Annotated in this window: 28 protein-coding genes and 1 pseudogene; 6 read left to right on the top strand and 23 right to left on the bottom strand. The window is 72.1% G+C overall.

The window, feature by feature from the left end:
• Positions 1–163: 163 nt before the first annotated feature.
• A complete protein-coding gene (locus FHX46_RS29015; RefSeq protein ID WP_167113036.1) occupies positions 164–1,045 on the top strand; it encodes an AfsR/SARP family transcriptional regulator in 882 nt (293 codons plus the stop codon).
• A 32-nt stretch (positions 1,046–1,077) separates the two neighbouring features.
• Here FHX46_RS29015 and FHX46_RS11055 read toward each other — a convergent pair whose 3' ends face one another.
• The 9 genes from FHX46_RS11055 to FHX46_RS11095 all read right to left on the bottom strand — a co-directional run bounded on the left by FHX46_RS11055 (position 1,078) and on the right by FHX46_RS11095 (position 9,409).
• Complete coding sequence (locus FHX46_RS11055; RefSeq protein WP_167113038.1) at positions 1,078–2,112, bottom strand: LacI family DNA-binding transcriptional regulator; 1,035 nt, start codon at positions 2,110–2,112, stop codon at positions 1,078–1,080.
• 73 nt (positions 2,113–2,185) lie between these two features.
• A complete protein-coding gene (locus FHX46_RS11060) occupies positions 2,186–3,655 on the bottom strand; it encodes a purine-cytosine permease family protein (protein WP_167113040.1) in 1,470 nt (489 codons plus the stop codon).
• Complete coding sequence (locus tag FHX46_RS11065) at positions 3,645–4,346, bottom strand: gamma-glutamyl-gamma-aminobutyrate hydrolase family protein (protein ID WP_208400107.1); 702 nt, start codon at positions 4,344–4,346, stop codon at positions 3,645–3,647. The genes FHX46_RS11060 and FHX46_RS11065 overlap by 11 nt, the downstream gene beginning before the upstream one ends.
• Positions 4,343–5,698 carry a glutamine synthetase family protein gene (locus tag FHX46_RS11070; RefSeq protein ID WP_167113044.1) on the bottom strand — a complete coding sequence of 452 codons (1,356 nt, stop codon included), beginning with the start codon at positions 5,696–5,698 and terminating at the stop codon, positions 4,343–4,345. Before FHX46_RS11070 ends, FHX46_RS11065 begins: the two co-directional genes overlap by 4 nt.
• A gap of 11 nt (positions 5,699–5,709) precedes the next feature.
• On the bottom strand, positions 5,710–6,957 hold the full coding sequence (locus tag FHX46_RS11075; protein ID WP_167113047.1) for a YlbE family protein: 1,248 nt from the start codon (positions 6,955–6,957) through the stop codon (positions 5,710–5,712).
• 66 nt (positions 6,958–7,023) lie between these two features.
• Positions 7,024–7,677 (bottom strand): flavodoxin family protein, encoded by a 654-nt coding sequence (locus FHX46_RS11080; RefSeq protein WP_167113048.1) that lies wholly within the window; start codon positions 7,675–7,677, stop codon positions 7,024–7,026.
• Positions 7,678–7,842: 165 nt separating this feature from the next.
• Complete coding sequence (locus FHX46_RS11085; protein ID WP_167113050.1) at positions 7,843–8,937, bottom strand: aKG-HExxH-type peptide beta-hydroxylase; 1,095 nt, start codon at positions 8,935–8,937, stop codon at positions 7,843–7,845.
• Positions 8,938–8,950: 13 nt separating this feature from the next.
• The gene (locus tag FHX46_RS11090) at positions 8,951–9,172 is read right to left on the bottom strand and encodes a hypothetical protein (RefSeq protein WP_167113052.1); all 222 of its coding nucleotides are present in this window, start codon (positions 9,170–9,172) and stop codon (positions 8,951–8,953) included.
• 27 nt (positions 9,173–9,199) lie between these two features.
• The gene (locus tag FHX46_RS11095) at positions 9,200–9,409 is read right to left on the bottom strand and encodes a hypothetical protein (RefSeq protein ID WP_167113054.1); all 210 of its coding nucleotides are present in this window, start codon (positions 9,407–9,409) and stop codon (positions 9,200–9,202) included.
• Positions 9,410–9,634: 225 nt separating this feature from the next.
• Here FHX46_RS11095 and FHX46_RS11100 point away from each other — a divergent pair.
• Together FHX46_RS11100 and FHX46_RS11105 are read left to right on the top strand one after the other, a co-directional pair.
• Positions 9,635–11,985, top strand: a pseudogene (locus tag FHX46_RS11100) (molybdopterin oxidoreductase family protein).
• Positions 11,982–12,464 (top strand): hypothetical protein, encoded by a 483-nt coding sequence (locus FHX46_RS11105; protein ID WP_167113056.1) that lies wholly within the window; start codon positions 11,982–11,984, stop codon positions 12,462–12,464. Before FHX46_RS11100 ends, FHX46_RS11105 begins: the two are co-directional and overlap by 4 nt.
• Before the next feature lie 9 nt (positions 12,465–12,473).
• Here the strand turns inward: FHX46_RS11105 and FHX46_RS11110 are convergent, their stop codons facing one another.
• The 10 genes from FHX46_RS11110 to srlA all read right to left on the bottom strand — a co-directional run bounded on the left by FHX46_RS11110 (position 12,474) and on the right by srlA (position 20,540).
• A complete protein-coding gene (locus FHX46_RS11110; RefSeq protein WP_167113058.1) occupies positions 12,474–12,818 on the bottom strand; it encodes a hypothetical protein in 345 nt (114 codons plus the stop codon).
• An 11-nt stretch (positions 12,819–12,829) separates the two neighbouring features.
• Complete coding sequence (locus FHX46_RS11115; RefSeq protein WP_167113060.1) at positions 12,830–13,558, bottom strand: IspD/TarI family cytidylyltransferase; 729 nt, start codon at positions 13,556–13,558, stop codon at positions 12,830–12,832.
• Positions 13,555–14,640, bottom strand: coding sequence for a dihydrolipoamide acetyltransferase family protein (locus FHX46_RS11120; RefSeq protein ID WP_167113062.1), 1,086 nt, complete (start codon positions 14,638–14,640; stop codon positions 13,555–13,557). Before FHX46_RS11120 ends, FHX46_RS11115 begins: the two co-directional genes overlap by 4 nt.
• On the bottom strand, positions 14,640–15,644 hold the full coding sequence (locus FHX46_RS11125; protein WP_167113064.1) for an alpha-ketoacid dehydrogenase subunit beta: 1,005 nt from the start codon (positions 15,642–15,644) through the stop codon (positions 14,640–14,642). Before FHX46_RS11125 ends, FHX46_RS11120 begins: the two co-directional genes overlap by 1 nt.
• Entirely contained in the window at positions 15,641–16,603 is a 963-nt protein-coding gene (locus tag FHX46_RS11130) for a thiamine pyrophosphate-dependent dehydrogenase E1 component subunit alpha (protein ID WP_167113066.1), read from the bottom strand. The genes FHX46_RS11125 and FHX46_RS11130 overlap by 4 nt, the downstream gene beginning before the upstream one ends.
• A 14-nt stretch (positions 16,604–16,617) precedes the next feature.
• On the bottom strand, positions 16,618–17,919 hold the full coding sequence (locus FHX46_RS11135) for an NAD(P)H-dependent oxidoreductase (protein ID WP_167113068.1): 1,302 nt from the start codon (positions 17,917–17,919) through the stop codon (positions 16,618–16,620).
• Between the two features lie 177 nt (positions 17,920–18,096).
• On the bottom strand, positions 18,097–18,486 hold the full coding sequence (locus tag FHX46_RS11140; RefSeq protein ID WP_167113069.1) for a transcriptional regulator GutM: 390 nt from the start codon (positions 18,484–18,486) through the stop codon (positions 18,097–18,099).
• Complete coding sequence (locus tag FHX46_RS11145; protein ID WP_167113071.1) at positions 18,483–18,857, bottom strand: PTS glucitol/sorbitol transporter subunit IIA; 375 nt, start codon at positions 18,855–18,857, stop codon at positions 18,483–18,485. The genes FHX46_RS11140 and FHX46_RS11145 overlap by 4 nt, the downstream gene beginning before the upstream one ends.
• A gap of 10 nt (positions 18,858–18,867) precedes the next feature.
• Complete coding sequence (srlE, locus tag FHX46_RS11150; protein WP_167113073.1) at positions 18,868–19,908, bottom strand: PTS glucitol/sorbitol transporter subunit IIB; 1,041 nt, start codon at positions 19,906–19,908, stop codon at positions 18,868–18,870.
• Entirely contained in the window at positions 19,905–20,540 is a 636-nt protein-coding gene (gene srlA, locus FHX46_RS11155; RefSeq protein ID WP_243869226.1) for a PTS glucitol/sorbitol transporter subunit IIC, read from the bottom strand. Before srlA ends, srlE begins: the two co-directional genes overlap by 4 nt.
• Before the next feature lie 127 nt (positions 20,541–20,667).
• On the opposite strand from srlA, the gene FHX46_RS11160 reads away from it, so the two are divergent.
• From FHX46_RS11160 to ptsP, 3 genes are read left to right on the top strand one after another with little or no spacing between them, the layout of a single operon-like run.
• Positions 20,668–20,931 (top strand): HPr family phosphocarrier protein, encoded by a 264-nt coding sequence (locus FHX46_RS11160; protein WP_167113075.1) that lies wholly within the window; start codon positions 20,668–20,670, stop codon positions 20,929–20,931.
• Positions 20,931–21,890 (top strand): sugar-binding transcriptional regulator, encoded by a 960-nt coding sequence (locus FHX46_RS11165; protein ID WP_167113077.1) that lies wholly within the window; start codon positions 20,931–20,933, stop codon positions 21,888–21,890. Before FHX46_RS11160 ends, FHX46_RS11165 begins: the two co-directional genes overlap by 1 nt.
• Before the next feature lie 3 nt (positions 21,891–21,893).
• Entirely contained in the window at positions 21,894–23,495 is a 1,602-nt protein-coding gene (gene ptsP / locus FHX46_RS11170; protein WP_167113079.1) for a phosphoenolpyruvate--protein phosphotransferase, read from the top strand.
• A 37-nt stretch (positions 23,496–23,532) separates the two neighbouring features.
• Here ptsP and FHX46_RS11175 read toward each other — a convergent pair whose 3' ends face one another.
• From FHX46_RS11175 to FHX46_RS11190, 4 genes are all read right to left on the bottom strand, one after another.
• Entirely contained in the window at positions 23,533–24,261 is a 729-nt protein-coding gene (locus FHX46_RS11175) for a sulfite exporter TauE/SafE family protein (RefSeq protein ID WP_313886092.1), read from the bottom strand.
• The gene (locus FHX46_RS11180; protein ID WP_167113081.1) at positions 24,258–24,632 is read right to left on the bottom strand and encodes a hypothetical protein; all 375 of its coding nucleotides are present in this window, start codon (positions 24,630–24,632) and stop codon (positions 24,258–24,260) included. Before FHX46_RS11180 ends, FHX46_RS11175 begins: the two co-directional genes overlap by 4 nt.
• A 103-nt stretch (positions 24,633–24,735) precedes the next feature.
• Positions 24,736–25,281, bottom strand: a complete 546-nt coding sequence (locus FHX46_RS11185) for a flavin reductase family protein (RefSeq protein WP_167113083.1) — start codon at positions 25,279–25,281, stop codon at positions 24,736–24,738.
• Entirely contained in the window at positions 25,278–26,642 is a 1,365-nt protein-coding gene (locus tag FHX46_RS11190) for an amino acid permease (protein WP_208401102.1), read from the bottom strand. The genes FHX46_RS11185 and FHX46_RS11190 overlap by 4 nt, the downstream gene beginning before the upstream one ends.
• Positions 26,643–26,781 lie beyond the last annotated feature (139 nt).

Genomic DNA, 26,781 nt, shown 5'->3' on the forward strand with positions numbered 1-26,781 from the left:
GTTAATGATGTTCAATCCGGCTGGCCCGGGTATCCGGTCATGGCCATCGGGGGGCCACCGGGTGGGCCGGCCCGGCAGGCGCCCCTGCTTCGGCCTCGGATGGTTCGATCGCGCCGTGACGCACGAAGCGGGCACTCGTTCCCACACGAGAGGAGCCCCGGTTGTGCCGACCTGGTCCCGTCCCCAGTCAGAACCGAGAACCGGCGCGGTCGCGCAGGCCGGCACCGGGTACGGCGGTCCCGCCGACCTGGACGCCGTTCCGCCGCGGCCGCGCGTTGCCGTGCCGGTGCGCCGCTCGGCGGAGCGGACGATCGGCGCGCGAACCGAGCACCCACCGGTACCGCGCCCCGAGTTCGCGGTGCGCCTGCTGCCGTCCTGGCGGCTCACCCGCAACCAGGTCGACGTCGACGTGCCGGGGCCCGCGCAGCGGCTCATCGCGCTCCTCGCGCTGAACGGCCCGCACAACCGCTCCTACCTGGCCGGCACCCTGTGGCCGGAACGATCCGACGCGCAGGCCTACGCCAACCTGCGGTCCGCGCTGTCCCGGCTCGCGACCCGCGACCTGGGCGTCATCCAGGTCAGCAGGCAGATGCTCGCGCTGGCGCCGTCGGTGTCGGTGGACGTGCACGACCTCGTCCAGGCCGCCGAGTCGATCCTCTACGGCGGGTCGGACGAGCCGCCGGACACCGGCGAGATCCTGCGCCTGCTGCACGTCGGTGACCTGCTCTGCGGCTGGTACGAGGACTGGGTGCTGACCGCGCGGGAACGCCTCCGCCAGCTGCGGCTGCACGCGCTCGAGGCGGCGTCCGGACGGCTGGCCGACGCCGGCCGGTACGTGGAGGCGCTGGACACCGCCATGGTGTGCGCGCACATCGATCCGCTGCGGGAGAGCGCGCACCGGTCGATCATCCGGGTGCACCTGCTCGAACGGAACCACACCGAGGCCATCCGGCAGTTCCGCCGCTACCGCGACCTGCTGCGGGCCGAGCTGGACATCGAACCGTCCCCCGAGATCCGGCGGCTGCTGCGCACCGTCGACGACTGACCACGGCCGCTCGGCGGAGGCCGCCCCCGCGTTCAGCCCGCCTGCGGGGTGCCGCGGAGCGTGGAGGCCCGCGCGTTCAGCCGGACGGGAATCTCGATGCGCCGGGTGGTGCGGCGCGGCCCGTCGTCGATGAGGTCCATCAGCGCGATCGCGGCCTGGCGCCCGACCTCGCGGGGGTACACGAACATCCCCGTGACCTGCGGCGACGTCAGCTGCAGGGCACCGCTGTCGACCGCGCTGCAGATGCCGAGGCCGGCGGGCACCGCCAGGCCGCGTCGCTGTGCTTCGTGCAGCACGCCGAGCGCGAGGTTCTCCGACGTCGTGAAGATCGCATCCGGCGGGGTGCGCTGGTCGAGCAGCCGGCCCAGCGCCGTGGCCGCGCCCTCGGTGGTGGGCGGCTCGTCCAGCTCGACCACCTGCGGGGTGACCGCGTGGCCGGTGCACCACTCGCGGTAGCCCGCCACCAGGTCGGCGGTGTAGGAGCGGGACGTGTCGGTCGTGATCAGCGCCGGGCGCCGGTACCCGTTGCCCGCCAGGTGGTCCAGCATCAGCCGCGCCGCGGCCATCAGGTCGTTGTCTACGACCACCGGTACCCGCCGCTTGCGGGCCAGCGGACGGCCGGTGGTCACCAGCGGCCGGTTCCGGCTCCAGCCGGTGGCGAAGAACGGTTCGTCGCCGCGCGGGTCGACCAGGATCGCGCCGTCCACCGCGAACGCGTCGAGCGCTTCGAGGTCGGCGTCGGGCGGTGTGAGCAGCAGCGCGTAGGACCGCCCGGTGGCGGCTTCGGCTGCTCCGTTGAGCACCTCGAGGAAGTAGTCGGAATTCGGCACCAGCGCACTGCTCGTCGTGGCCTCCACCGAGTTCGCCAGCTGGATCGCCAGCGTCCGGCTCCGCCGCGTCACCAGCTGCTGGGCGTGGATGTTGGCCTGGTAACCCAGATCCGCCGCGGCTTTTGCCACGCGGCGGCGGGTGGCCTCGGAGATGCGTCCCTGACCGCTGAGCACATGGGACACCGTGGTGATCGAGACTCCCGCCGCCGCGGCCACGTCACGGATGGTCGGCGGCACGGCACTCCTCACGCGGGCTCGACGTCCTACCCGGTCAGGTTAGCGCACACCGGCCACCGTGACGGGGCACGGCTCAGCTCGGTCCGTACACCTCGGCCGGCTCCGGGAACACCCGCACGACCAGGGGATACAGCAGCGCCGCGAGACACCCTGCGACGAGGAACCCGAGATCGGCTCCGCCGAACAGGTGAGCACCCGGGCCGGTGAACCACTCGTTCGCCGAGAACAGCAGACCGACGGTGGTCGCCACGATCCAGACACCGAGCCCGCACAGGTTGAACCCGTGCCGGAACCAGTAGATGCCGCCGCGTTCACCGCGGTTGAACACCTGCAGCGCGTCGGGATCGTAGTAGCCCCGGCGACGCACGTGCCCGATGGTGACGATGATGATCCAGGGGATCGAGAAACACGCGAGCAACTGCAGGAACACGGTGACGGCCGCGGACACCGCATGGCTGAAGTGACCGACGTAGACCAGTCCGGTGGCCAGGACGCAGGCAACGAGTGTCGCCTGGACCCGGCTCAGGCGGGGGATGATCGCCGAGGTGTCCAGCCCGGTGCCGTAGGTGTTGATGACGGCCTGGGCCGTGCCGGACGCCAGGCCCAGGTAGATCAGCGCGGGGACGAACCACAGTGGTGCGTTGTCGACCAGCCCGAGCACGTAGGGCGCGGCGAACCCGCCGTTGTTGAACACCGCGGTGGCGGTGAACGTGCCCCACATGAACGGCCCGCCGAGCCCGAACAGGCCGCCGAGGAACATCGCGCGCATCACCGACCCGTCGGTGTGCAGCTTGCGCGAGATGTGCCGCGTCCAGTCACCCGCGTACGCCCCGTAGGAGGCGACCGTGGAGGCGCACAGCAGTGCCGAGGCCACCCAGGTCGGGAACAACGAGCCCAGGGCGTAGTGCCCGGTGCCGCCGTAGGAGGCGTCGAAGTGCCGGGCGTACACCCCGATACCGACCAGCAGGCACAGCCCGGCGGTGGGGATCATGAACTTCTGCGCGGCCACCATGTTCGCGTGGCCGAGCACGGACACCAGCGTGACGATCACGCTGAGCACCGCGTAGGCGACCAGCCGGGCGACCGTGGCGTCGGTCATCCCGAAGAACCGGCTCAGCGCACCGGCCAGCGCGTCACCGCCGGTCCAGATGCTCAGCGCGGCGAAGGCCAGTGACGCGGTCGCCTCCAGCAACGAGCCGATGAGCCGGCCGGCCACGCCGAAGAACGCCCCGCTGGAGACCGGGTTGTTGGTGCCGGTCCGCGGCCCGAACAGGCCGGTCGGCGTGAGCAGCGCCGCGCCCACGGCCGAACCGACCACCACCGCGGAGGTGGCTTGCCAGAAACTCAGCCCGAAGCTGATCGGGAACCAGCCGATGATGATGACGCTGAAGGTGAGGCTGCCGCCGAACAGAATGGTGAACAGGTTCCGGGGCCGGGACTTCCGCGCCTCCTCGGGGATGTGTTCGATCCCGGTTCGCTCGATCTTGCCGACCCGGTCCTCGAACTCGGCCGCGCCGGTGGTTTTCATGACGTCAGAGTTCATCGGGTACACCCCTGTCTCCGCCGGTCAACCAGTGAAAGGCACGAAGGTGGCGGCCGTCCACACGCGCGGCCGTCTCCGGGTGCCACTGCACGCCGAGCAGGTTCGTCGCCTCCACGGCTTCGATCACCCCGTCGGCCGACCACGCGGTCGGCACGAGCAGCTCGCCCGGGTCCGCGATCGCCTGGTGGTGGTGTGAATTGATCTCGGTCAGCCCGGCCAGCACCCGCTCGGCCCGGGAACCGGGCTCGGCCTTGACCTCGTGCCGCAGTCCCGCGTAAGTGCGGTCCCGGTGCACGTCGAGGTGCCCGCCGAATCCGGCCGAGGGCAGGTCCTGCACGAGCCGTCCGCCGGTGGCCACCGCCATCAGCTGGGCGCCGCGGCACACGCCGAGCACCCGCAGGCCCTTCGCCACGGCCAGCCGGAACGCCTGGATCTCGCATTCGTCCCGTTCCGGATCGACCTTGTGCAGCGTCGCCGACGGGCGTTCGCCGTACCGGGCCGGGTCGACGTCGCCGCCGCCGGCCAGCAGCAGGGCGCCGACCTGGTCGAACGCCGCGACCAGGTCGGCGCCGGTGAGGGACACCGGCAGGAGCACGGGAACCCCGCCCGCGGCGAGCACGCAGTCCACGTAGTTGCGCGGCACGGCCACCGTCCAGTCGCGGTGGGCGGCCACGATGCCGACGACGGTCACAGGTTCAGGAGGTAGGCGTCGCGTTCGGCGTCGGTCACGTCCCGGTGGGCGCGTTCCCATTCGCCGATCTTCATCTCCGCGTAGTCGCGCACGAACGCCTCGTGGAACACCTCCGCCGTGAGCGGATCGGTCCGGAACGCCTCGACCGCCTCCAGCAGGGTCCGCGGCAGCCGCGGGATGTCGCCGGTGTAGGACAGGTCGTCGCGGGGGTCGCCCGGGTCCAGTCCGCGGCGGATCCCGTCGAGCCCGGCCGCGAGCATGAACGCCGCGGTCAGGTAGGTGTTGGCGGCGCTGTCCACGGCGCGGTTCTCCAGCGCCGGGCGGTTGGCGGGCAGCCGGATCATGCACGACCGGTTGTTGTAGCCGTAGCTGATCTTCGTCGGGGCCCAGGAGATCTCGCCGTCGGCGAGCCGGTCCACCAGGCGGCGGTAGGAGTTGGTGGTGGGGTTGGCGAGCGCGGTGAGCGCGGGCGCGTGGTGCAGCACCCCGGCCACGAACTGGTAGGCCTCCTTCGACCAGCCCTGGCGCCCGGTCTCGTCGCGGAACATGTTGACGCCGGCGCGGTCCTCCAGGCTCATGTTGAAGTGCGCACCGGAACCCCACAGGTCGGAGTAGGGCTTGGGCATGAAGGTCGCGTAGAGCCCGCACTCCCGTGCCGCCTGGCGTGCCGCCAGCCGGAACAGGGTGATCCGGTCGGCCGACTCCAGGACCGGGGCGTGCGCGAAGTCGAACTCGTACTGGCCGTCCCCGCCTTCGGCGTCGAAGCTGAAGACGCCGAAGCCGAGCTCGGTGAGGTAGTCGCACATCCGGTCGAGGAACGGCATCGAGTCCAGAGTGGACTGCACGTCGTAGGCGGGGGAGGGGCGGATCTGCTCGCTGAGCGAGATGGGCACCAGGCCGGCACTGCCGGCGTCCAGTGACTCCGGCTTGAACACGTAGAACTCCGGTTCGACGCCGAGCTGGCAGACGTAGCCCATCTCGGCCGCTGCCTCGATCTGCCGCTTGAGGATCGACCGCGGGCACAGCGCGTAGGGCTCGCGGCCGCCGAACGACATGTCCGCGACCATCCAGGCGACGCGGCGGTCCCACGGCAGCACCTGCAGGGTGGACAGGTCCGGCAGCCCGGCGATCTCGTCCTCCACCGGGTTCATGCGCCCGATGCCGCCCATGCCGCGCGGGGTGTAGCGCTCGGAACCGGCGAGCAGGTTGGGCAGGTGGTCGATGGGGACGGTCTTGGACTTGGGCCGGCCGAGCACGTCGACCCAGGCGGCGACGGCGTACTTGACGCCCTGGCCGGCCAGCTCGCGGGCCAGCCGGGTGTGGTCGGGATCGATCTGGTTGACGGTGTCCATCGGGGTCTCCTTCAGTTCAGCTGGTCGAGGGCGGCGCAGGCGTCGGCGAAGGGCTGCAGCGGGGCGCGGAAGGAGCCGGCGCCGATCTGCCCGCCGCCCTTCCCGGCGATGCCGACGTCCAGGGCGGGGGTGACACCGGTGGCGACGACCTTCCGGACGTCGATCCCGGCGGGAGTGCCGCGGTACTCCAGGAACGGGATCTTGAAGACCTCGTGCTCACCGGCGGTGATCCGGTACATCTCCAGGTTGCGGCGCACCATCACCTCGGGTTTGCCCTGGTAGTTCTGCAGGGTGAAGGCGGCCGCCTGGGCGAAGGCGCCGAGGCCGCAGACCTCGGTGATGAGGCTCTCGCCGCCCATGATCTCCATGTCGCCGAGGTCGTGCCCGGGGAAGAAGCGGGCGTGCTCGACCTCCGGCAACGGCCCCCGGAACCAGCGGGGGCCCAGCCCCGCCACGCGAATGCCGAACTCGGCGCAGGAGAACGCCATTGCGGTCACCACGGAGGAGCCCTCGGCGCCGTACATCCGGTCGGCCATCGCCTTGGCCGCCGCCATCGACGGTCGCAGGAAGAAGTAGTCACCCGAGGTCAGGTAGGCGACGACCTCCCGGGCCAGGTCCGCGCCCAGGTCGAACAGCCCGGGCAGGATCTCCTGGAGGAACAGCGCGGAGGCCGCGGTGTTGCGGCTGTGCAGCTCGTCGCCCTGCCGGAGGGCGCGGGCCATGATGGGCCGCAGCGGGATGCCGCCGTCCAGCAAGCGGACGGCCGCACCCAGCGCGGGGCCGATGACGCTCGCCAGGTACTCCAGGTTCTGCTGGACGGAGGCGTCGTACACCCCGTAGTTCAGCCGGGCGGGCGCGGCACCTTCGAACAGGGTGCAGTAGCCGCGGTTGCCGGATCCGGCGTCCTCGACGACCAGGACCGGCATCGAGGCGGTCGTGACGCCGGCCAGCGACCCGACGGCCCCGAAGTCGTGGCACCCGGCGACGCGGACGGCCTCCCGGCTCAGCAACCGCTCGGCCTCGGCGGTGCTGCTCGCGAGGCCCTCGTGGAGCACGCCGCCGAGGATGGCGGTGCGCTGACCGCCGGTGTAGGCGTCCCAGTGCAGTGGTGGCCCGGAGGTGAGCACGGTGTCCTTGGTCATGCCCGGGATCACCTCGATCGCGGGCCGGACGTCGACCAGAACCGGTTCGGCGTCGTAGAGCAGGCGCAGGGCGCGGGCGTTGGCCCGGTCCACCTGCTCGGACTGGTGTGCGGACATCGTTGTCCCTTCTATTGGTAAAACGTTTTTGCAGCCGGGGAAAAGGCCGCCCTGCGGCGGCCCGGCTCAGTAGGTCTCGTCCGGTGGCGCGGGGCTCCAGACCCGGTTGGACCGCTCGGTGTCCAGCCGGTAGTCGGTGACCTTGATGTCGAACAACCGCCGACCGAGGTCGGCGGCGGCCTCCAGCGGGCGCGCCGGGTCGCGTTCGACCTCGCCGCGGCTGTTGCCGACGCCCACGACGATCCCGACGAGATCCTGTCGCAGGTACCGGGTCAGTTCCTGGAACTGCGCCTCCAGTCCCAGCGTGGCGCCGCGGTAGCTCTCTTCGCAGGAGATCAGCACCGCGGCGCGCTTGTGCATCAACCCGGCATTGGCCACTTCGGCGTGCGGCGAGCTCGCCGAGGTGTAGCAGAACAACCGGTCGAAGAAGTCCTTGAGCCTGCCGGTCATCCCGTACCAGTGCAGGGGAGTGGCGTAGATGATCGCGTCGGCGGGCAGGACGTGGTCGAGCAGCAGGCGTTCGTAGCCATCGTCCACACTGCACGATCCGTTGCTGAGCCGGCACTGGCGGCAGTCGCCGAGGGGACGGTCGACGTAGTCGGTGAGGTGGACGAAGTCGAGTTCGTGCCCCGCCTCGCGCACCCCCTTGCCTGCTGCTTGCGCGAGTGCCCAGGAATTTCCGTCCCGGCGCGGACTCGAACTGAGTGCGACCACCTTCACGGTGCTTCTCCTCGTCGTGGAAAACCGTTTTTGCAGCCGCCAGTGTGTGTTCCGCGTCGCAGGGATGTCAAGGGGTGGCCGGTGGATCGGCGCACCGGCTTCAGTGGCTCCGGTGGCTCCGGTGGCTTCGGTGGCTTCGGTGGTCTCCCCGTGCTGCCCGGCCCGCTACCGGACCGCGCCGAGTTCGGCCAGCATGTCGCGGATCGAGGCCACGAACCGCCTGCCGGAATCGGTGAGCTCGCCGAGGTGCTGCTGGACCGTGTCGCAGAGCCAGCTCGCCCTGGTGCGGCACTGCACCGCGCGTGCGGCGGCGTTCTCCCAGTCCGGGACTTCCGTCGCGGCCCGGTTCAGGAACACGGTGAGCGCGAGGTAGACGTGCATCGAGGTGAGGACGCGGTCGATCGGCCAGTCGCCGCGGCCGGGGTCGTTCTCGTGCCACACCGGGGTGATCCGGGGTGAGGTCTCCTGCCGGAACCCGGACCTGAACAGCGGATGGACGTAGTCCAGGTCGAGGAACTTCAGGTGGAAGGCTTCGTGGAACAGAGCTTCGGCCACCACGGTGTAGCCGGCGTCGCTGGACAGCAGGTCCGGCGACAGGATGAGCACGCCCGGCAGGCCGGGCACCGTGAACGAGTTGAACCGGTGGTCCACCGCCTCGAACGCGCCGAGCACGACCATGAAGTTGTGCGACAGCGCGCTCGTCGCGAGGTCCGGCGCGACCCGCACCGCGAGACGCGCGCTCCGGGCGAGTACGTCGACCTGCTCCGGCGTGGCCCCGTGGATCCGGAACCGCGGAATCCGCTTGTGGACCTCTTCGGTGAACCGGCGCCCGGGCAGGTCGCTGCCGTGATCGCCGGTCCACACGTACCCGAAGCGGGAATCCGCTCCGAGGAGGGCGCCGCGCTCGCCGCCGTCGAGCAGCGTCCGGTTCCCGGACGCGGCGGACCAGGCGGCGGTCAGCAGCTCGTCCAGCGTCGCCGGGTCGATGGTGTCCAGCCCCATCATGATCCGGCACGCGCCGTCCTCGATGGTGCGCCGCACCAAGGAGTCGCGCAAGACCGCGCTGCGGGACTCCCAGCTCATCCCATCGAGTCCGTCCAGGAGGGCTTTCGCCGCGGCGGAGTCGGCGGCCAGGAGGGTCAGCAGGTTGGTGTAAACCGCCGCCACCCCTTCGGCGATGTACCGGTACCGCCCGAACGGCACGCCGTCGGCCAGTGTCTCCTCGACCGGACCCGCCCCGTCCAGTGTCTCGGCAGTCATCGTGGCGGTCCCGTCACGAGTGCATGTAGAAGAGCGGACAGAACAGGGTGCCCGCCTCGGCGTACGCGTACGTGCAGAACAGCTCCACCGGCTCCTCGGCTCCGATGTCGTGTGCGGACTTCCGCCGCGCTGTTTCCAGTCCTCTGATGAGAACGTTGAGCAATTCCGCCCTGGGGTCCAGATCCGGTGAGTCACCGCCCTGGTCCGGTTTCCGGGCCGAGTCCGGCTCCGTCATGGCATTTCCTCCCGCGGCTGGTCGGTGCTAGTTCAGGTACAGGACCGGGCAGTAGTGGTGACCGTCGTAGTAGAGGCCGGCGCAGACCAGGCTGTCCGGTTCCACCTCGCCGGCGCCGAGGCGGTCCCGGGCTGCGACCAGGCCCCGCATCAGCACGTCGATGATCTCCGTGCTCATCCGGGGAGATTTCGCGCCCTCCGTCCGGCCGGTGCCCGGTTGCGGCTCGTACTCGGTCATCACTGTCCTCGCAATCAGTGCGATGTGGTCAGCTGAGCTGGAGCAGCACATCAGAGTACGACGTTCAACGCGCAAAAGGAACTACTCGGGCCAAGCGCCGGAAAAATGAGACAAAAGAACGTTCCCGCGGGAAGTCGTGACCCATTCCGTGCTTCTTGGTGAATTGATCTCGCCGCTCTGGAGTTTCAACTCCCGCCGCCGGGGTAAGCGGGGTGCGATTGGATCATGCGGGAAGGAGCCGGGGTGGGGCGAGACGCCGTGGCCGATCCGTGGGGCGCGCGGACGCCGTACGGGCCGGGAGAGCGGTGGCCGGTGCGGGTGGACGTGCAGCTGGCGGACGGCCTCACCGAGGACGATGTCGACCGGTGGGTGCCCACCGCCGCGGTGCTGCACTCCAACGGCGACGGCCTGGAGCTGGCCGTGAAGGACGGCCGGATCGCCGGCGTCCGCGGGCGGGCCGGCGACCGCGTCAACCACGGGCGCGTGGACGTCAAGGACCTGTTCGGCTGGCAGGCCAGCAACTCGCCGGACCGCCTCGGCACCCCGCTCGTCCGCCGGGACGGGCGGCTGGCCGAGGCGAGCTGGGACGAGGCGATGTCGCTGATCGTCGAGCGGACCCGGGCGGTGCTGGACGAGCAGGGGCCGAGCGGCGTCGGCTTCTACACCAGCGGCCAGCTGTTCTGCGAGGAGTACTACACGCTGGCCGCGATCGCGCACGGCGCCATCGGCACCAACCACCTCGACGGCAACACCCGCCTGTGCACGGCGACCGCCGCGGCCGCGCTCAAGGAGTCCTTCGGCTGCGACGGGCAGCCCGGCTCCTACACCGATGTCGACCACGCCGACGTCATCGCGCTGTTCGGGCACAACGTGGCGGAGACCCAGAGCGTGCTGTGGATGCGCATCCTGGACCGGCTGGCCGGGCCGAACCCGCCGGCCCTGCTGTGCGTCGACCCGCGCGAGACCCCGGTGGCGCGGGCGTCGGCGATCCACCTTGCGCCGCTGCCCGGCACGAACGTCGCGCTGATGAACGCGCTGCTGCACGAGATCATCGCCCACGACTGGGTCGATCACGACTGGGTCCGGCGGCACACCGTCGGCTACGACGAGCTCGCCGCCGCAGTCCAGGACTACCCGCCGGAGCGGGCCGCGGAGATCTGCGGCGTCCCCGCCGAGCGCATCCGGCTGGCGGCCGGGCTCCTCGGCCGCGCGGAACGGTTGTTGTGCACGGTCCTGCAGGGTTTCTACCAGTCCCACCAGGCCACCGCGGCGGCCGTGCAGGTCAACAACATCAACCTGCTGCGCGGCATGCTCGGCCGGCCGGGCTGCGGGGTGCTGCAGATGAACGGGCAGCCGACGGCCGAGAACACCCGCGAATGCGGCGCGGACGGGGACCTGACCGGGTTCCGCAACTGGTCCAACGACGCGCACGTGGCCGAGCTGGCCGGGCTGTGGAACCTCGACTCGCTGCAGATCCCGCATTACACCCCGCCGACGCACGCGATGCAGATCTTCCGGTACGCGGAGAACGGGAGCCTGCGCCTGCTGTGGATCTCGGCCACCAACCCGGCGGTGTCCCTGCCCGAGCTGCGCCGGATCCGCTCGATCCTGTCCCAGGACCGGCTGTTCGTGGTGGTGCAGGACGCGTTCCGCACCGAGACCGCGGAACTGGCCGACGTGGTGCTGCCTGCCGCGATGTGGGGCGAGAAGACCGGGGGTTCACCAACGCCGACCGCACCGTGCACCTGTCGGACAAGGCCGTCGAGCCGCCCGGCCAGGCGCGCGCCGACCTCGACATCTGGCTCGACTTCGCGCGCCGCATGGACTTCCGCGACGCCGACGGGCAGCCGTTCCCGTCCTGGCACGACCCGGAATCCGCGTTCGAGGCGTGGAAACGCGCGAGCGCCGGGCGGCCGTGCGACTACACCGGCCTGACCTACGCGAAACTGCGCGACGGTGGCATCCAGTGGCCGTGCACGGCCGAGCACCCGGAGGGCACCGAGCGGCTCTACACCGACGGGAAGTTCTTCGCCCACCCCGACTACTGCGAGACCTACGGCCGCGACCTGATCACCGGGGCACCGGCCGAACCCGCCGAGTACCGGGCCGCGAACCCGGACGGCAAGGCGATGCTCAAGGCGGCCGAATACCTCCCGCCGCACGAGGAACCGTCGCCGGAGTTCCCGTTCGCGCTGATCACCGGGCGCACCATCTACCAGTTCCACACCCGCACCAAGACCGGTCGCGCGCCCGAGCTGCGCGACGCGGCACCGGAGGTGTGGGTGCAGGTGTCCGGATCGGACGCCCGCGCACACGAACTGTCCGAAGGGGACTTCGCGGAGATCCGCACCCCGCGCGGCACCGTCCGCGCCCGGGTGCGGACCGGCGGTATCCGGGAGGGCGTGCTGTTCCTGCCGTTCCACTACGGCTACTGGGACACCGACGACCCCACCGGGGACGACGGTCACCGCGCCGCCAACGAGCTCACCGTCACCGACTGGGACCCGGTGTCCAAACAACCGCTGTTCAAGACCGCCGCGGCGGCGCTCGCCCGGTCTTCCGGAGGTGCGGGATGAAGGTCGGTCTCGCGCTGCGTGAGCTGCACCGCGCGGAGACGGCGCTGGCGCGCGACCTGCTCAAGGCCGCCGACCGGCACCGCGACGAGCCGGAGATCCACCACGTCGCCGGCGATCTCGCGCGCTGGTCCCGCGACCACGTGCGGGCGCTCGCCGAGGCGGGCCGGTCCTACGACCTCGACCTGAGCACCGAGGTGCCGCGCTCGTCCGGCCCGCTGGCGCCGGTGCGCGCCGCGGTGAGCGAGCTGCTGAGCAGCCGGCCCGAGCCCGGGCTGCTCCTGCTGGCCGACCTGCGCCGCCTGCACCGCACGTGTGCGGGCGTGTCGCTGGACTGGGAGCTGCTCGGCCAGAGCGCCCAGGCCGTCAAGGACGGCGACCTGCTGGAGCTGACGGCCCGCTGCCACCCGCAGACGCTGCGGCAGCTCAAGTGGACCAACGCGATGCTCAAGCAGCTGTCCCCGCAGATCCTGGCGAGCTGACCGCGCGCGTCAGGGGTTGCGCGAGCCCGACCGGGTGCTGTCGTGCGTGCGGCCCGCCCGCCACACCACCACGATCTCCGACAGCAGCTCCAGCGGTTTCGCCGGCACCGTCTTCGGCAGCGAACCCGCGAAGCGGAGCGGGTTCTTGCGCAGCCGCCGCAGCATCCGCTTCGGTTTGCTCGCCACCCGGCGGCGCAGGTCCGCCAGGTAGTCCGCGCGCACGTCCCGTTCCAGCGTCTTGCCGCACGCCGTGCACGTGACCTGGACCAGCAGCCGGCCGGCGTAGACCACGTCGTGCGGGGTGTCGGTGCCGCAACGGGCACAGGTCAGTTCGGTGTGCTGGACGGTGCTCATGCTCGCTCGCCTCATCTCCGGTAGTTCGCCGAGGCCAGTACCTGTTCCGCGATCACCAGGTCGTGCGCGTAGGTGACCTTGATGTTCTCCGGCTCGCCCGCGACCCATTCGATCGGCAGCGGGGAGAACCGCTCCATCACCGAGGAGGTGTCCGTGCCGTCGAACCCCTGCCGCGCCGCTTCCTCGTACGCGTCGAGCAGCGGGCGGGCGTGGAACGCCTGCGGGGTCTGCGCCCGGATCGCGGTGCCCGCCGGCAGTTTCGCCAGCCCGCCGGGGACGGCCGCCATGATGTCGTCCGCGGCGAGGCCGGGCACCGCCCCGCCGTGGCGCCGGGCCGCCTGCAGCACCCCGGCGATCAGCTCGCGGCTGGCCAGCGGGCGGGCCCCGTCGTGCAGCAGCACGGTGTCCACGGCCCCGCTGCCGATCCGTTCCGCCAGGTGCCGCAACGCCTTCAGCTCGGACTCCTGCCGGGTCCGGCCGCCGTGCACCACCTCGACGGCCGCGCCGTCGAACTCGCGTTCCAGCACCCACTCGACCAGGTCGTGGTCCTGCGGGCGGGTGACCAGGACCAGGGTCCGGATGCCCGGCACACGGGCGAACGCCTCCAGCGACCACGACACCAGCCGCCGCCCGGCCAGGGGCAGGTAGACCTTGTTCACGTCGGCCCCGACCCGCGTGCCGGACCCACTCGCCAGCACGACCGCCGCCGCGTGGGAACGCTTCGCCATACCGGTGATCATAACGACAGGAACTCCTGGACGGAGTCCAGCAACCGGGCGGCGTCCGCGCCGTCGGCGACCCGGTGGTCCACGGTGAGCCCGGCCGTGCAGCGCAGCGCCACGCCGATACCGCCGGGCACCGGCACCACCCGCTCCTGCACCCGTCCCACCGCCAGCGCGGTGGCCTGCGGTGGGCTGAGCAGCGCGTGAAACGCGTCGACGCCGAACCCGCCCAGGTTGGACAGGGTGGTGGTGCCGCCGGAGAGCTCGGCGAGCGTGAGCTTCCCGGCCCGCGCCCGGCCGGCCACGTCCCGCACCCGCGCGGCGAGCGTGTCCGGGTCGTCGAGGTCCGGATCGGCCAGGACCGGGGCCAGCAGGCCGCGGCCGGTGTCCACGGCGAGCGCGACACCGACGTGGTCGTGCCGCCGCACCTCGCCGCCGGCCCACTCGGCGTTGAGCTCGGGGTGCCGCCGCAGGGCCCGGGCGAGGGCCTGCACGAACACCGTCGTCCAGTTCCGGCCCGCCGCGGTCAGCTCGAGGTCGCGGTACACCACGAACTGCGGCACCTGCGCGCTGGCGGTCATGCGCCGGGCGATCGCGGCGCGCGGGCTGCGGCGCGGCCGGGCCGCAGCCGGCGGCAGGTCCGACAGGCGGATGGTGGCCGCCGGGCCGGTCGGGGTGACCGTGGCCAGGTCGATCCCGCGTTCGGCGGCTGCGCGGCGGGCCGCCGGGACCGCCGCGACCCAGGACGATCGCGCCGCCGGCACCGGTTCGGGTCCGGGCTCTCGTCCGGGCTCTCGCTCGGGTTCGGGTTCCGGCTCGGGTGCGGGTGCGTCGAAGAGCCCGGCCAGGAGGTCGTCGGCCGCGGTGGCGAGGTAGGCGATCGGTTCCCCGACCGCGACGACGTCCTCGGGCTGCGCGACGATCCGGGTGAGGGTCCCGTCGGCGGTCGCCTCGACCTCCATGTCGACCTTGTCGGTGGTCACCTCGCACACCACCTCACCGGCCCGCACCTGGTCGCCCTCGGCCTTGTGCCAGGTAACCAGCGTGCCCTCGGTCATGGTCATCGACATCTTCGGCATGACCAGCGGCGCTTCCTTCATCACCACCTCCGCACCAGATCGGTCGCCGCGCGCACGATGTCCGCCACCTGCGGCACCGCGGCGCGTTCCAGCTGCGGTGCGTAGGGGATCGGCACATCCAGCCCGCACAGCCGGCTGATCGGCGCACGCAGGTGCCCGAACGCGGGGGACTCACCGATGGTCGCCGCGATCTCCGCCATGAACCCGGCCGTCTTCGGGGCTTCCTGGACCAGCAACGCGCGCCCGGTGCGCGTCACATCGTCCACAATGGACTTGCCGTCGAGTGGCTTGAGCGAGCGGGGGTCGACCACCGACGCCTCGATTCCGTCCGCGGCCAGCTCGTCCGCCGCCTCCAGGGACCGCGGCACCATCACGCCGGTCGCCACGATCGTCAGGTCGGTCCCGCGGCGCCGCACCGCGGCCTCACCGAGCCGGGCGGGCGTGGCCGCTTCCGGTACCGGGCCGCTCTGCTTGTAGAGCAGCTTGTGCTCCAGCACGATCACCGGGTTCGGGTCCGCGATGGCCGCCAGCAGCAACGCTTTCGCATCCGCCGGGGTGGCCGGCATGACCACCTTCAGCCCGGGCACGTGCGCGAACCACGCCTCCAGGCTCTGCGAGTGCTGCGCCGCGGCCCCGGTGCCGGACCCGGCCGGTGCGCGCAGCACCATCGGCACGGTCGCCGCGCCGCCCAGCATGAAGTGGATCTTCGCGGCCTGGTTGACGATCTGGTCCATCGCCTGCGCGGTGAAGTCGGAGAACTGGATCTCGACCACCGGGCGCATCCCGGCGAGCGCGGCGCCGACCGCCGCGCCCACGATGCCCAGCTCGCTGATCGGGGTGTCGCGGATCCGCTCCTCGCCGAAGCGGTGCACCAGGTCGCCGGTGACGCCGAACGCGCCGCCGTAGGTGCCCACGTCCTCGCCGAGCAGGAACACCCGCTCGTCGGCTGTCATCGCCTGGGCGAGCGCCTCGCGCACCGCCTCGGCGTAGGTGAGGGTGCGGGTCTGCTCCGCCACTGCCGTCATCGTGCGTACACCGCCTCGGTCAGCGAGTCCGCCGAGGCGTCCGGCGCGGCGTGCGCGGCGCGGACCGCCGCCCGCACCGCGTCGCGTGCCTCGTCCCGGCAGGACTGGATCTCCTGGTCTCCCAGCGTGGCCGCGACCCGCTGCTCGAACCGCGCGATCGGGTCGCGCTCCCGCCACTGCTCGATCTCCTCGCGGGTGCGGTAGAGGTTCTTGTCGCTCTTGGAATGGCCCTTCCAGCGGTAGGTGGTCGCCTCGATCAGGGTCGGGCCCTCGCCCGCCCGGGCGCGGGTCACCGCGTCCGCGACCGCGTCGTGCACCGCCTGCGGGTCGTTGCCGTCCACGGTCACGCCCGGGATGCCGTAGGCCGCCGCGCGTTCGGACAGCTGCTTGACCCGGAACGCGCGGCTGACCGACATGGACATGCCGTAGTGGTTGTTCTCGCACACGAACACCACCGGCAGGTCCCAGATCGCGGCGAGGTTGACGCCCTCGTGCCAGGCGCCCTCGTTGACCGCGCCGTCGCCGAAGAAGCTGACCACGACCTCGCGCCCGCCGCGCATCTTCACCGCCAGCCCGGCTCCGGCGGCGATCGGCACGCCGCCGGCGACGATGCCGTTCGCGCCCAGGTTGCCGGTGGCCACGTCCGCGATGTGCATCGAGCCGCCGCGGCCCCGGCAGTACCCGGTCTCCTTGGCCAGCAACTCGGCCATCATGTCCGCCAGGCGCGCGCCCTTGGCGATGCAGTGCCCGTGCCCGCGGTGGGTGGAGGTGATGTAGTCGCCGTCGGACAGGGCCAGGCACGCGCCGACCGGCACGGCCTCCTGCCCGATCGACAGGTGCATGGTGCCGTGCATCAGGCCGCGGGCGAACAGGTCGTCCACCGCTTCCTCGAAGCGCCGGATCGTCCACATGGTGACCAGCGCCTGGCGCGCCGCCGCGGCGTTGCCGATGAGATCCATCGTGTCGTGTCCCCTCAGGCCGGGATCAGGTCCCGCACGGGCGCGCCCTGCAGGAGGCGCTCCTGCAGGCGCCGCAGGGACGCGATCGTGGTGGTCTCGTCGACGGCGATGTCCGCCGAGGTCAGTACGGTGCCGGCCGGCACGTCGCGGAGCACGCGGGCCCCGGCGGCCAGGCCGAGCGGCACGTGGCCGCCCGAGCGGGCAGCGTCGGCGGAGTCGGTGATGCCGTAGACGGTGTCGCCACCGATGCCGTCGATCCGCTCCCCCGCGGCGAGGTTCCGCTTCGCCACCGCCAGCACCTCGGCGTTCCACGCCACCGGGGCGAGGCTGGGCGTGCGGTCGAGCACCGCCTCGGCCACCGAGAGCGGCGCCTCCACGCTCGCCAGGTGGTAGGGCCGGTAGAACGTGTAGTACGGGCCGGGTCCCATGCCGAGGTAGGCCATTTCCGCCATGACCACCGGATCGTCGGTGTGACCGATCACGAACACGCCCGGCGCGACCGGCCCGGTGCAGTAGTCCACCACGCCGGTCCCGGTGAGCCGCCCACCGTCGGCGACGGGCCGGAAGACCGTGTTCAGATCGTCCACAGTGGAGTACGGGCCGGTCATACCGCGGCGGGCGACCGTCAGGTCGGCGCCGTTGGCGAGCGCGGCCATCTCGATCATCGTCTTCGAGCCGTCCACGAAACTGGCGAGCATGTGCGGGTTCATACCCTTCGCCGCGGCCTCGGCGGCGACCGAACCCGGTGTCGCCGACGGGTCGAGCGGGTTGTTCTTGCCCTTGCCCGCGCACACCACGGTGAAGCCGATGTCGCGCACGTAGTCCACGAGCGCCTTGCACTCGGCCGGTTCGTCGCCACGGCACACGGTGTAGACGCGGCCCAGCCCGGCGGCCATCCGCGCCAGCAGCAGGCCGACCGTGACGTCGCACTCGACGTTGAGCAGCGCGATGTCCTGGCCGGCCAGCAGTCCCGCGAACGCGACCTGCGCACCGACCTCCGGCACGCCGCTGGCGTCCACGATCACGTCGACCGGCAGGCGGGTCAGGGCCAGCGCGTCGTCCACCACGACCGGGCGCCCCTGAGCCACCGCGCTCGCCAGGTCGCCCTCGGTCGTCGCGCCGCCGCGGCCGGCGCGCTCGAACGCCCGCACACCGCGTTCCGGGGCGATGTCGGCGATCGCGGCCACCTCCATCCCGTCGATCCGCGCGGCCTGCACCACGAAACCCAGTCCCATCTGGCCGGCGCCGACCAGCCCGACGCGGACCGGCCGGCCCAGTTCGCGTTCCCGGGCCCGCAGCCGATCGACGTAACTCATCGCGACACCTTCCCCGTCTGCACATTTGTGCAATTCATTTGCACCACAGTGATTTCTTGGTACCACGGTTGCGTGGATCAGCACAAGGCTCCGCATCATCTGCACATTTGTGCAGGGCAACGCAGGAAAAAGGGCCGGTCTCCCCTCCGGGGGAAACCGGCCCTTTTCCGCGAACGCTCAGGCGGCCGAGCGCTGTCCCGCCGTCAGCCGGGACACCATCGTCAGCGCGTCCGCCACCGCCTTGCCCACCGCTTTCGACGGCGCCCGGCCGGCGAGGGTGCCCAGCGGACCCGTCAGCTCCGGGCGTTCCCGGAACCGCGCGAACACCGAGGCGCCCTCCATGGCCAGTGCCCGGGTCACGGTGTCCTGCCGCCGGTCGACGACCAGCAGGACCACCGCGCCACGGAGCTTGCCCTTGGCGCGGCCGGACACGAGCAGCACGCCGCCGCGGTTCTCCTCAGCCGCGACCTGGTTGACCACCCGCGCGTACCGCGCGTGCTGCCGGTAGCTGAAGAACCCGGCCACCGCGAACCCCGCCACCAGGATCGCGGCGGCCTGCCAGGTCACGTCCGGCCCCCGCTCAGCGACAGCTTCGCCCCGGCCGCCGGCAGCGACACCGTGCCCGTCCCGTGCACCGCACCCGGCAGCAGGGCCGTGCTCTCGTCCGGGTTGAGGTAGACCACGAGGTGGCCGAGCGTGTGCAGGTTCTCGTGCGCACGCTCGCCGACCGCGGTCAGTTCGACCTCGGCGTCACCGAGCCGGAAGATGTCCCCGACCCGCACCTCCCGCTCCGGCTTCGTGGCCGGGGAGTGCACCACGCTGACGCTTTCCAGCGCGTCCGGGATCGGATCGGCGTAGAGGATCACCACCCCGCCGTCCACCATGTCCTGCGCCTCCTCACCGGCTCGCAGGATCGTGCTCTCGTAGTACACCGTCATCGTCGACACCTCACAGTCCGAAGCTCGCGCCCCAGGCGATGATGACCGCCAGCGGCGCCGTGATCAACCGGCTGATCAGCACCGCGGGGGTGCCGACCGCGACGGTCTCCGGTTTCGCCTCACCCAGCGCCAGGCCCACCGGGATGAAGTCGCAGCCCACCTGCCCGTTGATCGCGAACAGTGTCGGCAGCGCGTACTGCACCGGCAGTGCCCCGATCGCGATCTGGCTGCCCATCAGCGTGCCGACCACCTGCGCGATCGCCGCGCCCGGCCCGAGGATCGGGGACAGGAACGGCAGCGACACCACCAGCGAGATCACCACCAGCCCGAGCGGGTTGCTCGCGATCGGGGACAGCACGTTGGCGATGCCGCGGGCGATGCCGGTGTAGTTCACGATGCCCAGCAGCAGGCTGACGTAGGCCATGAACGGCAGGATCGTGGTGAGCGTCAGCTCGACCGTCTGCCGCCCCGAGGCGAGCATGGTGTTCACGAACGCGCCGACCGCCGACCCGAACTTGACGAACACGCCGGAGACCGAGTCGAACGCCCGCCCGAAACCGGTCGAGGAGCCCCCGGTCACGGTGGCCGCCACCGCCCGCGCCGACGGGCGCTCCGCCCGCGGCGGCACCGTCGGCGGTGCCTGCCCGGCCGCGGGAGCTTCCGTTTCGTCGCCGGCCGCGGTCACTTCCTTGGCCCCGACGGCGGAGACGAACAGCTCCTCGGTGATGAACTTCGCCAGCGGCCCGCCCGGCGCACCGGGGTAGACGTCCACGGTCGGGATCCCCTTGCGCGGGTAGACGCCGATCCGGGCGGTGCCGCCGCAGTTGATGACCGCGGCGACCACCTCGTCGTCGGGCACCGTGGTGTGGAACCCGTCGATCGCCTCCGCCCCGGTCAGCTCGGCGATCCGCGCCGCCACCGGGTGGATGCCGCCGCCGGTCACCGACAGCACCTTGTCGCGCTTGCCGTCGGACCGCAGCAGCAGTCCCTTGCCCCAGCCGCCCTCCCCGGGGCGGACGAACACCGCGCGGGAGGTGTGTGTCTCCGTCATTTCGCCTCCGCCCTGGCCGCCTCGAACTGCCGGTCGAAGTCCGCGAAGACCTCGGTCCGCCCGGTCCGCCTGATCATGAACGCCGTGATCCGCTCGGTGACCACGCCGCGGATGAAGATCACCACGATGCCGACCAGGAAGTACCGCAGTGCCAGCGGCACCGTCGACTGGCCGAGCTGGGACACGCCGTTGGCCACGCCGAGCCAGACGAACAGCTCACCGGCGTTGGCGTACGGGAAGAACGTGGTCACCGGGTGCACGAACGACACCGCGGAGTCGTAGAACGCCGGCTTGTGCCGTTCCGGCAGGAACCTGCCGAACGAGTAGGCCATCGGGTTGGTCAGCATGAGCACGGCCAGGATCGGCATGATCGTGTAGCGGGTGATCCACCACCGCGCCGACCACTGGACCGCCCTGGTGACCCGCTGCTCGCCGATGAACGTCGTGATCGCGTACATCGCGGTCAGCAGCACGACCAGGGTGGGCAGGATGCCGGTCACCAGGCTGACGAACTGTTTGCCGGACGCGGTGAACAAGCCGATGAAGTGGCTGCCCAGCCATTCCAGGACACCGAGGGGACCGGAACTGGACCCGGTGTCCGCCTGCTGCGCCATTACAGCAAGCTCCTCCATAGTTTCCTCCTTGTCGGCCCCCTGACCAAACGTGTATGCACATTTGTGCAGTTCTTCTTCACGTTTGACAGTGATGTGTGTAACATGCCGGTCCAGCGGGTCACAACCCCCAACGCGAAGGAGCGAGATGCCTGAGATCACGGTTCGGATCGCCTCGCCGGTCGGTCTGCACGCCCGGCCCGCGAGCCAGTTCGTCAAGGCGGCCGCCCGGCACGGCGGGCCGGTCTCCATCGCCCGGCCCGGGGCCGATCCGGTCGACGCGCGCAGCATGCTGTCCGTGCTGGGCCTGGCGATCGGGCACGGCGAGGACATCGTGATCAGCGCCGAGGGCGACAACGCCGACGAGACGCTCGCCGAACTGTCCCGGCTGGTGTCTGCTCCGGACGCCTGATGCCACCGCCCCGGGAACAGCAGCTGCTGGTCAAGGCGGCCCGGCTGTACTACGAGGAAGGCCGGTCACAGCACCAGATCGCGGACACGCTCGGGGTCAGCCGCTCCAGCGTGTCGCGGATGCTGACCGCGGCCCGGGACCGCGGGATCGTGCAGATCCGGATCAACGATCCGGCCGGCCGGGACCTCGACCTGGAGGGCGAGCTCGCCAGCCGCTTCGGGCTGCGCGACTGCCGGGTCGCGGAGAACGCCGCGGGGGAGCGGCCGCTTCCCCGGGTGGGCGAACTCGGCGCGCGGTGGCTGCTGGAGAACCTCCACTCCGGACAGCGGATCGGCGTGTCCTGGGGCCGCAGCGTGCAGGCGGTCGTGCAGCACGTGCCGGAGGAGACCGCGCTCGACGTCGAGGTGCTGCCGCTGGTGGGCGGGCTGTCGTCGGTCGAGTCGGCGATCACCGGGGAGGAACTGGTCCGCGACCTCGCCGCGCGGCTGGGTGGGGCGTTCCAGCGGCTGCACGCGCCCGCGTTGCTGACTTCCCAGGCGGGGCGGGACATCCTGCTCGCCGAACCGTCCATCCGGGACGCTCTGGAGCGGGCGCGCAAGGTGCACGTCGCGGTCATCGGCATCGGTAACGTCGGCGTCGGGTCGTCGGCGGCACTGGTCGACGCCCTGGAACTGACGCCGGAGGAACGCCGCGAGTTCGACGGGTACCAGCCGGTGGGGGACTTCTGCGCCCGCTACTTCGACGTCGAGGGGCGGCCGGTGCCCGGCCCGGTCGACGAGCGGGTGCTCAGCGTCTCGCTCGCCGACCTGGCCCGCATTCCGACGGTCGCCGGGGTCGCGGCCGGGACGGAGAAGGCGCGCGGCACGGCGGGCGCGCTGCGCACCGGCGTCCTCGACGTGCTGATCTGCGACCAGTCACTGGCCACCGCGCTGCTGCGCGGTTCCCATGGGAAGGTGTGAGGCATGGCGGAAACAAGGCTGTCCGGCGTCGCGGTGAGCCCGGGGCGCGCACGCGGGCCCGTCGTGCGGGTCGCCGAGCCCCTCGGTGAGCCCCCGCGTACCCCGGCGCCCGCCGATCCAGCCGCGGACGCCGCCCGGATCGGCCCGGCTGCGGCGGCCGTGGCGCAGCGGCTGGAAGACCTCGCCGCCGCCGCGCAGGGCGAAGCGGCGGACATCCTGTTCACCACGGCCGCGATGGCCAACGACCCGGGCCTGGTCGGCGAAGCCGAACGGCTGGTCACCGTCGAGGGGCTGCCCGCACCCCGCGCGGTGTACGACGCCGCCGACGGGTTCGCGCGCTCGCTGGCCGCCGCGGGCGGGTACCTGGCCGAGCGCGTGCGCGACATCCAGGACGTGCGGGACCGCATCGTCGCCGAACTGCTCGGCGTCGCCCCGCCGGGCGTGCCGGAGCTGGAATCCCCGAGCGTGCTGGTCGCCCGCGACCTCGCGCCGGCCGACACCGCCGGGCTCGAACCGGCGAAGGTGCTGGCGCTGGTCACCGAACAGGGCGGGCCGACCAGCCACACCGCCATTCTCGCGCGGGCGCTCGGCATTCCGGCGGTCGTCGCGGTGCGCGGGCTGCTGGAGCTCGACGCCGAGGCCCTCCTCGTCGACGGCGACACCGGCGTCGTCGAGCCCGCCGACCCGCGCGCGCCGGTGGTGGCCGCCGACCGGCAGGCGGGGGCGGAGTGGAACGGGGTGGGCGAGACCGCGGACGGGCACCGCGTCAAGATCCTCGCCAACGTGGGCTCGGCGGCCGACGCGCGGGCCGCCGCGGACGCCGGCGCCGAGGGCGTGGGGTTGTTCCGCACCGAGTTCTGCTACCTGGACGCGCCGTCCGAGCCGTCGGTCGAGGAACAGCGCGCCGCCTACGCGGCGATCCTCGCGCCGTTCGCCGGGAAGCCGGTGGTGGTGCGGACGCTCGACGCGGGCGCGGACAAACCGCTGGCCTTCCTGGCCCCCGATCCCGAACCGAACCCCGCGCTGGGGGTGCGCGGCCTGCGGGTCGCGCGTGAGCGGCCGGAGGTGCTGGACCGCCAGCTCGCCGCGATCGCCGCGGCGGCCGCGGACTCCGGGGCCGAGGTGTCGGTGATGGCGCCGATGGTGGCGACCGCCGAGGAGGCCGCCTGGTTCGCCGGGCGGGTCCGGGCCGCGGGCATCGCCCGGGCCGGCGTGATGATCGAGATCCCGGCGGCGGCGCTGGCCGCGCGCGAGATCCTCGAGGTGACCGACTTCGTCTCGGTGGGCACCAACGACCTCGCGCAGTACACCTTCGCGGCGGACCGCCAGCTCGGCGCCGTGGCAGCCCTGAACGATCCGTGGCAGCCCGCACTGCTCCGGTTGATCGCGCTGGTCGGGGAGGCGGCGCGGGCGACCGGCAAACCGGCCGGGGTGTGCGGTGAGGCGGCGGCGGACCCGCGGCTGGCCCGCGTGCTGACCGGTCTCGGCATCACCAGCCTGTCCATGAACGCCGCGGCGATCAGGTCCGTCGGGGCGAGCCTGGCCGAGGTGGGTTTCGCCGACTGCGAGGCGGCCGCCCGCAGCGCGCTGGCCGGGGAACGCTGATTGGGAAACGCCGGCCGGGGGACCCGGGGCGCGCGGCTCAGGCACTGGCCATGGTCACCACGCCGGACACCACGATCAGCCCGACGATCGCCCGGTCGAACACCCGCCGCGGGACCCGGCCGATGAGCCGCCCGCCGACGGCGTTGCCCACCACCGCGGCGGCCACCAGCACCGGCAGCCCCGGCCACAGGCCGTCGGCGGTGACCTGCCCGGCCGTCACCAGCAGCAGCAGCGACAGCGTGTTGGTCAGGACGAAGTAGCCGGCCAGGTCGGCCACGAACGTCCGCGGCGGCACCTTCGCCGCCGCGAGCAGCACGGCCGGTGGTGCGCCGTTGAGCGAGGTGGTGGTGGACAGGTAACCGCCGAGCAGCCCGGCGACGGCCTGCCTGCGCGGGGTCGCGGCGTGCACCCGGTCCGCGGGGCGGATCAGCAGCCGCAGTCCGGACAGGATCACCACCACCCCCGCCAGGATGCGCAGCCCGTGCGGCGGGAGCCAGTGCAGCGTGAGCGTCCCGGCCGCGGCGCCCGGCAGGCTCGCCGCGCCCAGCACCGCGACGCGGCGCCACACCACGTGCCGGCGTTCGCGGCGCAGCACGGCGATCCGCGTGATCATCGTCGTGACCAGGTTGATCAGCACCACCTGCGGCAGCGGCAACCCGGTCAGCAGCAGCAACGGTGTACCGACCAGCGAGGCACCGAACCCGGTCAGGCCGCCGATCAGGCCCGCGAAGGCGACGGCCGCCGAGGCGAGCACCAGCGCGCTCACTTGCGGACCGCCTGGTTGGCCGGGGCGAGCGACACGGCGGCGAGGATGCCCAGCACGATCCGCCGCACGTCACCCGCCGCCCGGCGGTACAGCCGGCTGCCCACGGCGACCCCGGCGAGCGTCCCGGCCGGCGGCCGGCGCGGCGACCGGCGGTGGGCGTCCGGCCACATCGGTGGCGCCAGGGCCGTGCTGGAGGCGAACTCCCACAGCGTGCTGGGCACCACGGACGGGGACGGCAGCACCAGGCACCGGCAGCTCGCCCCGGCCATCGGCCCGCCGAACCCCGAGCAGTCCCGGATCAGCCCGCCGGCGGGGGCGACGGCGAACGCCATCGCCCCCGCCGGCAGCGGCCAGAAGGTGGGCGCGGACATCGGGACCTCCACGATGCGGGAACGGCTCCACCCTCGGGCATATCTGGTCACCGTGCTAGGTCCAGAACCACGGCATCGGGTGGTGCCAGACGTCCGGTCGCGGTCAGCACGCCGGGAGCGCGCGGTAGTGCGGGTGCTCCGGCGGCGTGTGGGCGAGACCGTGCAGCGCACCCCGCCAGGACACCAGCGGCTCGGCCCGGCGCGCGCCGAGGCGGCGGACCCGGCCCAGGACCATCACCCGGCCACCGGCCGGGGTGACCGCCTCGAGCTCGCACTCGAGGACGGCCAGCGCCCGACGCAGCCGCGGCGGACCACCCAGCTCCCAGTCCGCCGGATCGAACCGGTCCCCGGTGCCGCGCGTGAACCGGTCGTAGAGCGCGGCCTGGTCGGCGGCGAGCACGTTCACGGCGAACCGGCCCGACTCGCGCACCGCGGCGACCGCGCGGGAGGCGCCCGGGGCGAAGAACGCCACCAGCGGCGGGTCCAGCGAGACCGGGGTGACCGGGTGGCCCGCCGAGCCGGCCGGCCCGGCGGCGGCCGCGGCGGTCACCACCGTCACGCACGAGGGCAGGCCATCCAGCACCCGCCCCGGCCCGGCCCGCACGCCATCGTCCACTTCGGACGGCTCCAGCAGTTGCACGCCGCTCACCCCCGCACGATGCCGGCCGACCCCTGCGGGGTCTGCTGCCCGGCGGTGGGTGCGGGCGCAGCCGGCCGGCGCTTGCGGACCTGGTAGGCGGCGAGGATCAGCACCAGGGTGACCGCGCTGAGCCAGAACTGCGACCGGGTGGACGGCAGGAACGCCATGGCCAGGATGACCGCCACCATCAACGCGATCGTCGCGTAGCTCAGCCACGGGAACAACCACATCTTCAGGCCGAGCGCCCCCGGGTCGGTGTTCTGCAGCCGCTTGCGCAGCCGCACCTGCGCCACCGCGATGGACAGGTAGACGAACAACGCGACCGCGCCGTAGGAGTTCACCAGGAACTGGAAGATCAGGTCCGGCGAGGTGTAGGCGGCGATGACCGACACGTAACCGACCGCGGTCCCGGCGATGATCGCCCGGCGGGGCACCCCGCTGCGGGACAGCTTGGTGAACACCTTCGGCGCGTCGCCGTTGCGGGTCAGCGCGAACAACATCCGGGACGAGGTGTACAGCGCGGAGTTGAGGCAGGACAGCACCGCGGTCAGCACGATCGCGTTCATGATCGTCGCCACCGCCGGGATACCGAGCACGTCCAGCACCGCCGCGTACGGGCTGACCGCGGTGTCCGGTGAGTTCCACGCCTTGACGGCGACCACGACGAACACCGAACCGACGTAGAAGAGCACCACGCGGAACACGATCGACCGCATCGCCTTGGCGATCGCGCGCCGCGGTTCGCTGGACTCCGCCGCCGCGATGGTGACGATCTCCGCCCCGGTGTAGAACCCGACGCACGGCACGACCGCCGCCAGTACCGCGCCGATGCCCATCGGCGCGAACCCGCCCTGCGACACCAGGTTGCCGACCCCGCCGTGCGAACCCGGCCAGATCCCGAACAGGTACAGGGCGCCCAGCACGAGGAACACCACGATCGCGATGACCTTGATCGAGGAGAACCAGTACTCGAACTCGCCGTAGGACCGCGCCGACACCAGGTTCGTCGCGGTGAGCAGCAGGAGCAGCCCGAGGCTGAGCACCCACAGCGGCACGCCCGGCAGCCACAGGCGCAGGATCCGCCCGCCGGCCACCGCCTCCACGGCCACCACGATCACGAAGAAGTACCAGTACATCCAGCCCACCGCGAACCCGGCGCGGTTGCCCAGCGCCTCCCGGGCGTAGACGTAGAACGAGCCGAGCGCGGGCCGCGCCACGGTCATCTCGGCCAGCATCCGCATGATCAGCACGGTGATCAGGCCCGCGATCAGGAACGAGATCACCGCAGCCGGCCCGGCCGACTGGATCACCACCCCGCTTCCGACGAACAGGCCGGCGCCGATGACGCCGCCCAGCGCGATCAGGTTCATGTGGCGTTGTTTGAGACCCGGTTTGAGCCCGCTCGAAGCGGCCGTTTCCGGTGCAGAACCCACGTCTCCTCCTTCCGGCGATGCCGGCGGGACTGCGCGTCCCTGCGCCGGCGCCACCGCGATCTCGTCGAGAGCTGGT

Origin of the sequence: Amycolatopsis viridis, assembly GCF_011758765.1 — a bacterium.
GTDB classification, from domain to species: Bacteria; Actinomycetota; Actinomycetes; order Mycobacteriales; family Pseudonocardiaceae; genus Amycolatopsis_E; species Amycolatopsis_E viridis.

Bases quoted from the DNA above. Each gene is read 5' to 3' on its own strand.
- FHX46_RS11190 (WP_208401102.1), bottom strand. From the start codon at position 26,642: ATGAACCTGATCGCGCTGGGCGGCGTCATCGGCGCCGGCCTGTTCGTC.
- FHX46_RS11165 (WP_167113077.1), top strand. From the start codon at position 20,931: ATGCCACCGCCCCGGGAACAGCAGCTGCTGGTCAAGGCGGCCCGGCTG.
- FHX46_RS11160 (WP_167113075.1), top strand. From the start codon at position 20,668: ATGCCTGAGATCACGGTTCGGATCGCCTCGCCGGTCGGTCTGCACGCC.
- FHX46_RS11115 (WP_167113060.1), bottom strand. From the start codon at position 13,558: ATGATCACCGGTATGGCGAAGCGTTCCCACGCGGCGGCGGTCGTGCTG.
- FHX46_RS11110 (WP_167113058.1), bottom strand. From the start codon at position 12,818: ATGAGCACCGTCCAGCACACCGAACTGACCTGTGCCCGTTGCGGCACC.
- FHX46_RS11075 (WP_167113047.1), bottom strand. From the start codon at position 6,957: ATGTCCGCACACCAGTCCGAGCAGGTGGACCGGGCCAACGCCCGCGCC.
- FHX46_RS11120 (WP_167113062.1), bottom strand. From the start codon at position 14,640: ATGAAGGAAGCGCCGCTGGTCATGCCGAAGATGTCGATGACCATGACC.
- FHX46_RS11135 (WP_167113068.1), bottom strand. From the start codon at position 17,919: ATGAGTTACGTCGATCGGCTGCGGGCCCGGGAACGCGAACTGGGCCGG.
- FHX46_RS11060 (WP_167113040.1), bottom strand. From the start codon at position 3,655: ATGAACTCTGACGTCATGAAAACCACCGGCGCGGCCGAGTTCGAGGAC.
- FHX46_RS11085 (WP_167113050.1), bottom strand. From the start codon at position 8,937: ATGACTGCCGAGACACTGGACGGGGCGGGTCCGGTCGAGGAGACACTG.
- FHX46_RS11090 (WP_167113052.1), bottom strand. From the start codon at position 9,172: ATGACGGAGCCGGACTCGGCCCGGAAACCGGACCAGGGCGGTGACTCA.
- srlA (WP_243869226.1), bottom strand. From the start codon at position 20,540: ATGGAGGAGCTTGCTGTAATGGCGCAGCAGGCGGACACCGGGTCCAGT.
- FHX46_RS11180 (WP_167113081.1), bottom strand. From the start codon at position 24,632: ATGTCCGCGCCCACCTTCTGGCCGCTGCCGGCGGGGGCGATGGCGTTC.
- FHX46_RS11095 (WP_167113054.1), bottom strand. From the start codon at position 9,409: ATGACCGAGTACGAGCCGCAACCGGGCACCGGCCGGACGGAGGGCGCG.
- srlE (WP_167113073.1), bottom strand. From the start codon at position 19,908: ATGACGGAGACACACACCTCCCGCGCGGTGTTCGTCCGCCCCGGGGAG.
- ptsP (WP_167113079.1), top strand. From the start codon at position 21,894: ATGGCGGAAACAAGGCTGTCCGGCGTCGCGGTGAGCCCGGGGCGCGCA.
- FHX46_RS11145 (WP_167113071.1), bottom strand. From the start codon at position 18,857: ATGACGGTGTACTACGAGAGCACGATCCTGCGAGCCGGTGAGGAGGCG.
- FHX46_RS11105 (WP_167113056.1), top strand. From the start codon at position 11,982: ATGAAGGTCGGTCTCGCGCTGCGTGAGCTGCACCGCGCGGAGACGGCG.
- FHX46_RS11070 (WP_167113044.1), bottom strand. From the start codon at position 5,698: ATGGACACCGTCAACCAGATCGATCCCGACCACACCCGGCTGGCCCGC.
- FHX46_RS11130 (WP_167113066.1), bottom strand. From the start codon at position 16,603: ATGGATCTCATCGGCAACGCCGCGGCGGCGCGCCAGGCGCTGGTCACC.
- FHX46_RS11125 (WP_167113064.1), bottom strand. From the start codon at position 15,644: ATGACGGCAGTGGCGGAGCAGACCCGCACCCTCACCTACGCCGAGGCG.